Genomic DNA, 11492 nt, shown 5'->3' with positions numbered 1-11492 from the left:
CTTCAGTTGGTTCCCGTGGCGATAGCTACGACAACGCTCTGGCTGAAGCCGTCAACGCCGTCTATAAGACCGAACTGATCAAAGCACGCAAACCCTGGCGCACCGTGGAAGAAGTAGAGCTCGCCACACTGGAATGGGTGTGGTGGTACAACAATCAACGCCTCCACTCCGCCCTGGGCTACCAATCACCCCAAGAATTCGAGACCGCCCACTACGCCGGCCTCGAACCCACGCGAACGCCAACCGGCGCCCTCGCAAAAACCTAGGAACCAAACCCAGGACAATTCACTTTGGCTGGCTCAGATGCAGAGGGTGTGCTCGGCTGCTATATCGTTGCCGGTGAGCGCAGCGGTGAGCGATTTTCCGAGCGTTGTTTTGATCGAAAAACAGCCAAGCGTAAGCAGAAAGAACTGGGTGGCCGCCGCGCTGGGGTTTTAGTGCATGAAGATCATCTTTGGCCTGCTTCGGACCCTGATTTACCCAATAATCGCCCATGCGTGCGATGCGGTGCAAGGGATCCGGAGCCTCTTTATGAGGCTTTAAGGTATGAGGCTTTAGGGTGAGGGACGCAGAGACTCAGATCTAAAACAGCAACGGAACGCCGCCTCTTAGGGGCGTTTGAGCAGCGTCTCTTCTAGCACGGCCAGCGGCAGCCCGCCGAGACTCAGGGCTTCGGTGTGGAAGGCCTTGAGATCGAATGCGGTGCCTTCCTGCTGGGCCCGGGCATCCCGGATCTGCTCCCAGATGCGTTGGCCGACCTTATACGACGGCGCTTGACCGGGCCAGCCCAGGTAGCGGGTGTATTCGAAGTCCAGCTGCCCTCGGGACATGTCGAGGTTCTCCTCCAGGAATCCGTAGCCTTTCTGAGCGTCCCAGGTTCCGGAGCCCCAGCGCGCCGGCACCGGCAGCTCTAGGTGCACGCCGATATCGAAGACCACCCGGGCCGCCCGGAGACGCTGCGCATCCAGCATGCCCATCGCGTCACCGGGGTCATCCAGATAACCGAGCTCCTGCATCAGCCGCTCCGCGTAGAGCGCCCAGCCCTCGCCGTGGCCGGAGATCCAGCAGATGCTGCTCCGCCAAGTGTTCAGCACGTCCCCCTGGACGATGGCGGTGGCGCATTGCAGATGATGCCCCGGCACGCCCTCGTGATACACCGTGGAGGTCTCCGCCCACGTCGTGAACCGGTCTTCGCCCTCGGGCACGGACCACCACATCCGCCCCGGTCGGGAGAAGTCGTTGCTCGGCGGTGTGTAATAGATGCCGCCGTCCTGGGTCGGGGCGATCCGGCACTCCAGGGTGCGCATCACTTCCGGGATCTCGAAGTGGCTTCCGGAGAGTTCAGCCACGGCGGCATCCGAAAGCTTCTGCATCCAGGCCTGGAGCGCGTCGGTACCGTGCAGCTGCCGTTGCGGGTCAGCATTCAGCAGAGCCTTGGCTTCCGCGATGCTGGCACCGGTCTGAATACGGCCGGCCACCTGCTCCTGTTCGGCAATGATCCGGTCCAGCTCTTCGACGCCCCAGGCGTAGGTCTCTTCCAGATCCACTGCTTTGCCGAGGAATGCGCGGGATGCCAAGGCATAGCGTTCGCGCCCTACGGCATCCTTTTACGGGGCGGCAGGCAGAAGCTGCTGCTCCAGGAAGTCTGCGAGCTCACGGTACGCCGTCTTGGCCCGCTGCGCGTTGTCGGCCAGATTCTCAGTCCGGCTGCTTTCGGCCGCCAGGTTGTCGAAGAATCCCGAGTCTGCAGCGTAGCGGGTGGCCTGATCGATCACGGTCTGCACCTGCCGCCGGGCGGCGACGCGCCCCTGCGCCTGGCTGTCGCTCAGAGCGGCGATATAGCCGTCGACAGCAGCTGGCAGGCGGTTCAGGCGTTCAGCGATGTGCTCCCAGTCGCTGCTGGTCTCGCGCGGCATGAGATCCAGGATGCTGCGGATCTGCTGAGCAGGGGAGTGGATATTATTCAGCACAGCTCCGGCCCAGCCGGATTCGTCTTCTTCCAGCGCCAAGCCCAGCCGTTCCCGCATCGCGGCCAAGGTGACCTGATCAACGGCATCGACCGGTTCCAGGCGGTCCAGCTCCGCCAGGGTCCGCCGGTCCAGCTCAGCCCGTTCAGCGATCCCGGCGGGGGAGTAGTCGCTGTAACCGGGCCCAGCATCGGCTAAACCGAGAGCCGCACCCAGTTCAGGGGAGAGCTCGATCAACTGGCGAGTGTAGGCTTCGGCGGCTGCATCAACGGGGCTTGATGGGCGAGAGGGGCTGCCTGAACCGTTTTCCGGGAGATTCTGCGAACTAGTAGTCACACAGTGAGCATAGTGCTGATAAGTGCTGACTAAATAGCTTTCTTGAACATCGGCAAGTAATTTATCTTCTACGAGCTGTAGAAAACACAGGAGTGGTTAGATTGGCTGGGAAAATTTCAGTTATCGGTGCTGGTGCAGTGGGGTCGGCTGCGGCTTATGCCATGCTGATCCGCAGAAGTGCGGCTGAGGTGGTTCTCTACGATGTTGACGCGCAGCGCGTTGATGCGGAGATCTTGGACCTGACTCATGGACGGTTCTTCGTTGGCGGCTGGCCCGCGATTACCGGAGGAGCAGATATCACCAGCATCGCTGATAGCGATATCATCGTTTTCACTGCGGGGGCGAAGCAAGAGCCGGGGCAATCGCGCCGGGAGCTCGCGGCGATCAACGCGCGGATTCTGGCTCAGTCGCTGCAGGCTCTGCTCGAGCAAGCACCGCATGCCGTGATCGTCATCGTCAGCAATCCTTGTGATGCGCTCACGGTGGTAGCGCAGGAGGCCACCGGCTTGCCCCCGAACCGTATTTTCTCCAGTGGGACTGTGCTCGACTCTTCCCGGCTGCGCGGTATGATCGCCGAACGCGCCGAAGTGTCCACGGACAGTGTGCACGTGAGTGTGGTCGGGGAGCACGGGGATAGTGAGTTCGTTCTGTGGTCAGCTGCTCGCATAGGCAGCGTTCCCATCAGGGACTACCGGATCGCAGGGAAGGAGATCTTCACCGAAGAGACTCTGCGCGTTTATGAACGCGATGTCATGATGAGCGCCTACCGGGTGATCGAAGGCAAAGGTGCCACGAACTATGCTATCGGGCTTTCCTGTGCTCGGATCTGCGAGGCGATACTGCGCGATGAGCGCGCCATCCTGCCGGTATCCAGCATCCTGACCGGTCAATGGGGAATCTCCGAGGTCGCCCTGGCGATGCCGACTGTCGTGGGTCGATCCGGTGCCATGGAAATCCTGGATACTCCGCTTTCCTTGGACGAAGAAGAACAGTTGTGGCGTTCTGCAGAAGCCGTTCAGGAGACTCTGGCCAGAATGCGCTCTTAGCGGGTCAGCCGCCCGGGATTTCTTGTTGCCCGGGCCTCCAGGATCTCGACTGTCAGCTAGAACCAGGCGCTACGGCGCCAAGCACCCGGGCCTGGGGCCGGTAGCCCGCGCACTCTGCCGCTCCGGGTATAGCGCAGTGCGCTCTCCTGGCCTGCTTCCTGAGCAGCGCGGAGATCCTGATCGGCAGCAGCAAGATTCAGCAGCACCGAGGTCAGCGCGGCGAGCTGCTCCGCATCCGGGCTGCCCTTGACGATCCGGAACAGTGCAGCGGACTCCTCCGGGGTGGCTTCAGCCGTCATAGCGGGATGTTCCCATGCTTCTTGGCCGGCAGCGATGCGCGCTTATCCCGCAACGCGCGCAGCCCCCGGATGATCTGGACCCGGGTGTCAGCGGGAGCGATCACCGCGTCCACATAGCCGAGTTCAGCGGCCTGGTAGGGGTTGAGCAGTTCTTCTTCGTACTGCTGCACGAGTTCGCCGCGGCGCTCCTCCGCGTTCCCCTCCTCCGCAGCGGCCGCCAGATCCCTGCGGTAGAGGATGTTCACGGCGCCCTGGGCGCCCATGACGCCGATCTGCGCCGTAGGCCAGGCCAGGTTCAGATCCGCACCGAGCTTCTTCGAACCCATCACGATATACGCGCCGCCGTAAGCCTTGCGGGTGATCACGGTGAGCTTGGGGACGGTGGCCTCGGCGTAAGCGTAGAGCAGCTTCGCTCCGCGCCGGATGATGCCCTGGAACTCCTGGTCCTTGCCGGGCAGGAAGCCGGGGACGTCGACGAAAGTGAGGATCGGGATGTTGAAAGCATCGCAGTGCCGGACAAAACGCGCGGCTTTCTCGGAGGCCGCGATATCCAGGGTGCCGGCGAATTGCATCGGCTGATTCGCGACGATCCCCACACTCTGGCCCTCGACGCGGCCGTAGCCGATCAGCACGTTCGGCGCATAGAGCGCCTGCATCTCCAGGAAATTGCCGTCATCCAGAACCGTTTCGAGCACAGTGCGCATATCGTAGGGCTGATTCGCCGAATCCGGGATCAGAGTATCCAGGGCCGCATCGGCCTCATCGGTTTCCAGCTCCTGATCGTGCTCCGTCAGCGGTGCCTCGGTGAGGTTGTTCGATGGCAGGAAGTCCAGCAGCTCCCGGACGAATTCGATCGCATCGGTCTCATCCGTGGCCAGATAGGTCGCGGTGCCGGTCGTGGCGTTATGCTGGCGCGCACCGCCCAGGGTCTCCATATCGACGTCCTCGCCGGTCACCGTTTTGATCACATCGGGCCCGGTGATGAACATATGCGAGGTCTTATCCACCATCACCACGTAGTCGGTCAGTGCCGGTGAATAGGCTGCGCCACCGGCACAGGGGCCCATGATCAGGGAGATCTGCGGGACCACGCCGGAAGCATGCACATTGTTCCGGAAGATATCCGCGAACATCGCCAGGGAGGCCACGCCCTCCTGGATCCGGGCACCGCCGCCATCATTGATGCCGATCACGGGGCAGCCGTTGCGCAACGCGAATTCCTGGACCTTGACGATCTTCTCGCCGTTGACCTGGCTGAGCGAGCCGCCGTAAACGGAGAAATCCTGGCTGTAAACGGCCACCAGGCGCCCGTCGACGGTGCCGTAGCCGGAGACCACGCCATCGCCCAGGAGTTTCTTCTTCGCCATGCCGAAAGCCGTTGACCGGTGCGTCGCCAGGGCATCGAACTCCACGAAGGAGTCTTCATCGAGTAGTAGATCGATCCGCTCCCGGGCGGTGTTCTTGCCCCGGGAATGCTGCTTCTCGATGGCTTCGGGGCCCGCGGGCTGAGCAGCCTGAGTCATCCGGTCGCGGAAATCAGCGATCTTCCCCGCGGTGGTCGTCAGGTCATGGCTCATCGGTAAGATCCTGCCTCTGGGTCGATGGTGAGTATTTAGCTGGTTCCTCTAAAGACCACGCCATTCTATCCGGGCCGATCCCCCTTGCGGATGTAGGAAAGCTACAAAAGCTGATACCCAGGCTTAGCTGTGATGATGGAGCCCATGCGCTCCGGCCGGAACTTGGCGACTTCCCGGTGACCGGGGCCGGCAGCGACTAGGATCGTCATCATGGACCAGCAATGCTCACCCGGGGTTGGTCGGGAATCCTTTGCTGCCCGGCCCGTGCTCGATATCGCCGCAGTGCGCTCCGAGCTGCTTCCTCCCGCCGGGCTGATCCCCAGGATCGAATGGTCCTCGCACACCGGATCCAGCAATGATGACCTGGCAGCTTTCGCCCAGGCCGCCACGTCCCAGGAGAACCAGGAGAGCTGGCCGGACCTGAGCGTACTCACCACCGAGCGGCAGAGCAAGGGAAAAGGTCGACTGGGCCGGGATTGGCAGGCCCCTGCGAGCTCGGCCCTGGCGATCAGCATCCTGCTGCGCCCCGAGGGGCTGCCGGCAGAGCAGTACGGTTGGCTCGGTATGCTGGGCGCCCTCGCGGTCTGCCGGACACTGCGCGGATACGGTTTGCCCGCTGGGATCAAATGGCCCAATGATGTGCTGATCCGTCAGGGTGAAGAAGAACAGGCTCAAGGTGCCCGGAAGGTCTGCGGCGTGCTGGCGCAACTGCTCGACCCCTCACCGCAGACCCCCGCGGTAGTCCTGGGCATCGGGGTCAACGTCCTGCAGAGCCAGGAGGAACTCCCCGTAGCTCATGCCACATCGCTGGCCTTAGCCGGTGCACCGGAATTGCGTCGGGAGCGCCTGCTCATCGATATCCTCGGCCACTTCGCCCGTGATTACAAGCGCTTCACCGGGCCGGGAACAACGGCCGACGGCCGTGCTGAGCTGCGCCGCGAGATCACCACGCAGCTGATGACTCTCGGTCGGCACGTGCGGGCCGAACTCCCGGGAGGGCGTTTCAACCACGGCGTCGCGGTGGGCCTAGACACTACGGGAGCCCTGCTCATCCAGGATGCTCAGGGCAGCAGTACCGTGGTCTCCGCGGCAGATGTGATCCATCTGCGTCCGGCAGCGGCCCGGGCGTCTGTATCGGTCGATGATTATGCGTAACTGGCTCGTCGCAGGGGAGCAGGTCATCGTGGCCAGCCGGCCCCAGGCCAAGAGTTTGGTCTGGCCGGCGATCTTCGTGGTGCTCCTGCCGACGGTGCTGGGCCTGGTCTCCGCGTGGCTCACCCGGGCCCGCTGGCCGTTGCCCTGGGAGAACTGGCGGGTTCCGGCGCTCGCGTTGATCCTGTGCCTCGGCGTCCTGTTCATTGTGCTGGGTGCTGGTCGCCGCTATCTGCGCTGGTTGAGCACCCGGTACCTGCTGACCAGTCGACGGATCGTGGTGCGCACGGGTTGGTTGCGGACCCGGCACCACGATCTGCCACTGAGCTCTGTGCGTTCCGTGAGTGTTCGGCAAAGCATGCTGCAAAGGCTGCTGCGCTCCGGAGACCTCCTGGTAGCCTCAGGCTTCGAAGGCACCGCCCGAATCCCGGATGTGCCGGAGGTGACGGTGTTCCGGAACCTGCTGGTGAACGCGATGGAGGCTTTGCCGGTGGCCGAGCGGCCTAGGGATTACCAGGCGATGGGTTTAACGGGAAAGGGAGCCGACACTGATGTCTACTGATGACTCTTCCCTTTCTACCGCCTCTTCTGCTGCCGCTGCTCCCGATACATCCTCGGCCATCGCTGGTGCAGCAGCATCCGATGCGCAATCCAGTACATCCAGTACCCCGGAAACCGCGCCGCAGCCCTTACCCTACGCGGCTCCGGATCTCGCCGAGCAGATCCCCTCGGATCAGGAGCTCTCCCAATCCATGCGCGGAGCAGTCCGTGCTCTGGAAGCGCAGCTGCTGGGCGGGGAGCGCAGTCTCAAACGCCGGGAGATCGCAGCGGGCGCGGGCGTGTCACTGCTTTCGGCGCGGAAGCTCTGGCGTGCTCTGGGTTTTCCGAACCTCGGTGATGAAGACGTCGCCTTTACCCCTCATGATCAGCAAGCTCTCACCGATGTCATCGATCTGGTGCGGGAGGGCAAGCTTACGGAGGAAGCCGCGATTTCACTGACCAGGGCCGTCGGCCAGATGACGGACCGCATCGTGGTCTGGCAGATCGAGGCGATGATCGAAGATTTGGTGGCGCAACGCGGGGTCAGCGATGCTGAAGCCAGGCGAGAATTAGTGACCGCTATGCCAGAGCTCGTCGAGCCGCTCCAGGAGATGCTCGTGTATGCTTGGCGGAGGCAGCTGGCCGCCGGGGTGCAGCGGATGGCTGTCCGTGCCGAATCCGGCCTGCTCGCCAGTGAACTCGGGCGGGACGGCGACGAAGCCGATGCACCGCTGCCCTTGGCCCGCGCTGTGGGTTTTGCCGACTTGGTGAGCTACACCTCCCTCTCCCGGCGGATGAATGAGAAGACCCTGGCTCAGCTGGTGCAGCGCTTCGAGAACAAATGCGCTGAGATCATCTCCGTGGGCGGGGGGCGGCTGATCAAGACGATCGGGGACGAAGTGCTTTACACGGCGGAGACGCCCATGGCCGGTGCGGAGATATCCCTCTCCCTGGCCGAGGCCTTCACCGAAGATGAGCTGCTGCCTCAGGCCAGGGTGGCGATGGTCTGGGGCAGGGTGCTCTCCCGCTTAGGCGATATTTACGGGCCTACCGTGAACCTCGCGGCGAGGCTAACGGTCCTGGCGGAGCCCGGTGAAGTGCTTGTCGACGAATTCACGCAGCGCGCTCTGAGCCGGGATGAGCGGTTCGTGTTTAAGCCTTTTCCGGTGCAGCAAGTCCGTGGTTTCGGTGAGATCCGACCGATTCTGCTAAGCCGTGGCCGAGGCCGGGGTCTGGTGCTGGATTGATCGGCATTGATCAGTGCGCTGTGATGAGGTTACGGCCCAGGTTCAGGCCCAGGACCTGCGATGAATACCTGCTTAGTGGATAGCATGGACGAGGACGCTCCGTTGGTTGGTGTTTGTGCTGGTGCCCCGCGAAAGGATCTGGGATGACTGATCGTGATTCAGCTGTTAGCACCCCGGCGCTCGAGATAGGCGTGGCCAGTGACCGGGGGCTGCGGCGCGAGCTCAACGAAGACGCTTATCTGGTAGCTGACCCGCTCTTCGCGGTGGCCGACGGCATGGGCGGCCACGAGGCCGGGGAGGTAGCGGCGCAGGAGTGCGTACGCGCTCTGGGCGAAGCTGAACTCTCCCTGACCGGTGCGGCTCAGGGCAGCGCGGCCCTGCAGCAAGCGCTGCGGCGCGCGGACACCGGCATCCGTGAACTCTCCGGCTCGCGCGCCGGCACGACGGTGACCGGAATGGCGTGGCTCAGGGACTCCGGAGCGGCGTACTGGTTGGTATTCAACGTAGGCGATTCGCGAACCTATCGGCTGGCCGAGGGCGTGCTGCAACAGGTCAGCGTAGATCACTCCGAGGTCCAGGAACTTGTCGATGCGGGGCATCTTTCCGCCTTGGAAGCGCGCCATCATCCCCGTAGGCACGTGGTGACCCGTGCGCTCGGCGTCGGGGAGGACACTGAAGCCGACTACTGGCTGGTTCCGATGAGAACCGGTGAGCGCTGGTTGATCTGCACGGATGGGCTCTCCGACGAGCTTCCGGATGAAGAGATCTCGGCCGTGCTCGAACCGGGCCGGTCGGTTCAGGAAGCAGCCGATGAGCTGGTCCGGGCTGCGCTCAGCGCAGGCGGCAGAGACAATGTGACCGTGATTGTGATCGATGTGCTCGACTCTGCTCAGGGCAGCGATCAAGGCAGCGCGGACGCCCCAGCATCGGACAGCACGAACCAGCAGGAAACGGACTGCGAGCAAGCGTGAGCGCAGCACAGAAGAGCCCCGATTCGGCCTCCTCCATTGAAGCAGAGGAGACACCGCCGGAGCAGTTGCGCGAAGAGTACGATCAGCTCGTCGAGGACGTCCGGCGCTACCGGTTCGCTTATTACAACGACGATGCCCCGCTGGTCTCGGACGCTGAATTCGACCGCCTCTTCCGCAGGCTCGAAGAGACCGAGGCCCACCATCCGGAGCTGATCAGCAATGACTCGCCCACCCAGGAGGTGGGCGGGGAAGTCTCCTCGGTTTTCGCAGCGGTCGAGCATCTGAGCCGGATGTACAGCCTGGAGGACGTCTTCTCGCTCGATGAGCTCAAGGCGTGGCTCGAGCGGACCGGGGTCAATGCCGAGAAGTTCGCCGGTGCGGCGCTGGCGAAAAATCCGCTGCGCTGGCTGGCCGAGCTGAAGATCGACGGCCTGGCGGTGAACCTGCTCTATCGCGATGGCGCCCTGGTACGTGCTGCGACCCGCGGCGATGGCACGACGGGTGAGGACATCACGCATAATCTGCTGACCATCGAGGCCATACCGCGGCGGCTCGAGGGCGATCCGGGGAGCATTCCGGCGGAGCTCGAGATCCGCGGCGAGGTGTTTATCGCCTCCGAGGATTTCGCGGCGCTCAACGAAGAGAAGATCGCGCAGGGCAAGGCGCCTTTCGCGAACCCCCGCAACGCCGCCGCCGGATCCCTGCGGCAGAAAGATCCCGCGCAGACCGCGCTGCGCAAGCTCAGCATGCTGGTGCACGGCATCGGTACCAGGGAAGGCCTCGTAGCGCAGAGCCAGTCCGAGGCCTATGAACTGCTGCGCAGCTGGGGCCTGCCGACGAGCCCCTACGCCGAGGTCCTGACGGATGAGCAGCAGATCCTCGAGTACATCGCCCGGTTCGGGGAGCAGCGGCACGATCTCTTGCATGAGATCGACGGCATCGTGATCAAAGTGGATGACTTCGCCACTCAGAGCGCCCTGGGGTACACCTCCCGGGTACCGCGCTGGGCAGTGGCTTATAAGTATCCGCCGGAGGAAGTGAACACCAAGCTCCTGGATATTCGAGTCAACGTCGGTCGCACCGGAAGAGTCACCCCTTACGGGGTCATGGAGCCCATCAAGGTCGCCGGTTCCACCGTCGAAATGGCGACTTTGCACAACCAGGACGTGGTCAAGGCCAAGGGTGTGTTGATCGGCGACACCGTGGTGCTGCGCAAAGCAGGGGACGTGATTCCGGAGATCGTGGCTCCTGTGGCGGCTTTACGCGATGGCAGCGAACGGGAGTTCGTGATGCCAGCGCATTGCCCCTTCTGCGGCACCGCTCTGGCACCGGCCAAAGAAGGCGATGTCGATATCCGCTGCCCGAACGCCCGCAGCTGCCCTGCCCAGCTGCGGGAACGGGTCTTCCACCTGGCCTCCCGAGGCGCTTTCGACATCGAGGCGCTCGGCTGGGAGGCCGCGCTCGCCCTGACCCAGCCGGATGAGCCCGTGGAACCTCCGCTGCGCAATGAAGCTCAGATCTTCACCCTCACCGCGCAGGACCTGGCCTCCGTCCGGATCGAACGCGAGAAGCGGGGCAAAGAGCGGGGCAAAGACAGTCAGGGCTCAGCCGTTACCACCGAGTTGGTGCCGTACTTCTACACCAAGGGCACGGCGAAGAAGCCTTCGGAGCCGACGGCTAATACCCTCAAGCTCTTCCGGGAACTGGAAAAAGCCAAGCAGCAGCCGCTCTGGCGGGTTCTGGTAGCCCTTTCCATCCGGCATGTCGGGCCGACTGCTTCCCGCGCCCTGGCGACCGCCTTCGGATCCATGGCCGCGATTCAGGCCGCTACTGAAGAAGAGCTCGCCGAGGTCGACGGAGTGGGGCCGACGATCGCCGTGGCGCTGATCGAGTGGTTCGCCGAGGACTGGCATCGGGAGATCGTGGAAGCGTGGGCTGCTGCCGGGGTGCGGATGGTCGATGAGCAGGACGAGAGCACGCCGCGCACGCTGGAGGGCTTGACGGTCGTGGTCACGGGTTCTTTGCAGCAGTACAACCGGGATCAGGCCAAGGAGGCCATCATCATCCGGGGCGGCAAAGCCGCCGGGACGGTTTCCAAGAAGACCAGTTACGTCGTGGTGGGGGAGAGCGCCGGAAGTAAACGCGACAAGGCCGAGCAGCTCGGTGTCCCGGTGCTCGATGAAGCCGGCTTCGAAGCACTGCTGGCAGGAGGCCCGGAGGCCTTGCAAGAAACCGCGAAAGAGTCTGAGAACCAAGAGAAGGAGTGAATTGTCCTGGGTTTGGTTCCTAGGTTTTTGCGAGGGCGCCGGTTGGCGTTCGCGTGGGTTCGAGGCCGGCGTAGTGGGCGGTCTCGAATT

Annotated in this window: 9 protein-coding genes and 1 pseudogene; 7 read left to right on the top strand and 3 right to left on the bottom strand. The window is 63.4% G+C overall.

The genetic code is table 11. From position 1 onward, the window contains the following. On the top strand, window positions 1-266 hold a 266-nt coding region (locus C501_RS11965; protein ID WP_018133729.1), incomplete at its 5' end, for an integrase core domain-containing protein. 342 nt (window positions 267-608) lie between these two features. On the opposite strand, the pseudogene C501_RS11960 reads toward C501_RS11965, so the two are convergent. Beyond that, window positions 609-2303, bottom strand: a pseudogene (locus tag C501_RS11960) (DUF885 domain-containing protein). A gap of 101 nt (window positions 2304-2404) precedes the next feature. Between C501_RS11960 and C501_RS0100720 the strand changes: the two are divergent. Next, the gene (locus C501_RS0100720; protein WP_043567781.1) at window positions 2405-3349 is read left to right on the top strand and encodes an L-lactate dehydrogenase; all 945 of its coding nucleotides are present in this window, start codon (window positions 2405-2407) and stop codon (window positions 3347-3349) included. A gap of 56 nt (window positions 3350-3405) precedes the next feature. Here C501_RS0100720 and C501_RS0100715 read toward each other — a convergent pair whose 3' ends face one another. Both C501_RS0100715 and C501_RS0100710 read right to left on the bottom strand, forming a co-directional pair. Next, on the bottom strand, window positions 3406-3648 hold the full coding sequence (locus C501_RS0100715) for an acyl-CoA carboxylase subunit epsilon (RefSeq protein ID WP_018133724.1): 243 nt from the start codon (window positions 3646-3648) through the stop codon (window positions 3406-3408). Next, the gene (locus C501_RS0100710; RefSeq protein WP_018133723.1) at window positions 3645-5225 is read right to left on the bottom strand and encodes an acyl-CoA carboxylase subunit beta; all 1581 of its coding nucleotides are present in this window, start codon (window positions 5223-5225) and stop codon (window positions 3645-3647) included. Before C501_RS0100710 ends, C501_RS0100715 begins: the two co-directional genes overlap by 4 nt. 210 nt (window positions 5226-5435) lie before the next feature. Here C501_RS0100710 and C501_RS11955 point away from each other — a divergent pair, with 210 nt between their 5' ends. The 5 genes from C501_RS11955 (at window position 5436) to ligA (ending at window position 11402) form a co-directional block, all read left to right on the top strand. Beyond that, on the top strand, window positions 5436-6380 hold the full coding sequence (locus C501_RS11955; protein WP_018133721.1) for a biotin--[acetyl-CoA-carboxylase] ligase: 945 nt from the start codon (window positions 5436-5438) through the stop codon (window positions 6378-6380). Further along, the gene (locus C501_RS11950; protein WP_083906485.1) at window positions 6367-6939 is read left to right on the top strand and encodes a PH domain-containing protein; all 573 of its coding nucleotides are present in this window, start codon (window positions 6367-6369) and stop codon (window positions 6937-6939) included. Before C501_RS11955 ends, C501_RS11950 begins: the two co-directional genes overlap by 14 nt. Then, window positions 6929-8164: an adenylate/guanylate cyclase domain-containing protein gene (locus tag C501_RS0100690; protein ID WP_018133719.1), complete on the top strand. Its 1236-nt coding sequence runs from the start codon at window positions 6929-6931 to the stop codon at window positions 8162-8164. Before C501_RS11950 ends, C501_RS0100690 begins: the two co-directional genes overlap by 11 nt. Window positions 8165-8307: 143 nt before the next feature. Then, window positions 8308-9135 carry a PP2C family protein-serine/threonine phosphatase gene (locus tag C501_RS11945; RefSeq protein ID WP_018133718.1) on the top strand — a complete coding sequence of 276 codons (828 nt, stop codon included), beginning with the start codon at window positions 8308-8310 and terminating at the stop codon, window positions 9133-9135. Next, a complete protein-coding gene (ligA, locus tag C501_RS0100680; RefSeq protein ID WP_018133717.1) occupies window positions 9132-11402 on the top strand; it encodes an NAD-dependent DNA ligase LigA in 2271 nt (756 codons plus the stop codon). The genes C501_RS11945 and ligA overlap by 4 nt, the downstream gene beginning before the upstream one ends. Window positions 11403-11492: the final 90 nt, after the last annotated feature.

The sequence above is a fragment of the Acaricomes phytoseiuli DSM 14247 genome (assembly GCF_000376245.1).
GTDB lineage: Bacteria > Actinomycetota > Actinomycetes > Actinomycetales > Micrococcaceae > Renibacterium > Renibacterium phytoseiuli.
Note: the sequence above shows the minus strand (reverse complement) of the source record. Positions and strands in the feature narration are given on the sequence as shown.

Bases quoted from the DNA above. Each gene is read 5' to 3' on its own strand.
- C501_RS0100715 (WP_018133724.1), bottom strand. From the start codon at position 3,648: ATGACGGCTGAAGCCACCCCGGAGGAGTCCGCTGCACTGTTCCGGATC.
- C501_RS0100710 (WP_018133723.1), bottom strand. From the start codon at position 5,225: ATGAGCCATGACCTGACGACCACCGCGGGGAAGATCGCTGATTTCCGC.
- C501_RS11955 (WP_018133721.1), top strand. From the start codon at position 5,436: ATGGACCAGCAATGCTCACCCGGGGTTGGTCGGGAATCCTTTGCTGCC.
- C501_RS11950 (WP_083906485.1), top strand. From the start codon at position 6,367: ATGATTATGCGTAACTGGCTCGTCGCAGGGGAGCAGGTCATCGTGGCC.
- C501_RS0100690 (WP_018133719.1), top strand. From the start codon at position 6,929: ATGTCTACTGATGACTCTTCCCTTTCTACCGCCTCTTCTGCTGCCGCT.
- C501_RS11945 (WP_018133718.1), top strand. From the start codon at position 8,308: ATGACTGATCGTGATTCAGCTGTTAGCACCCCGGCGCTCGAGATAGGC.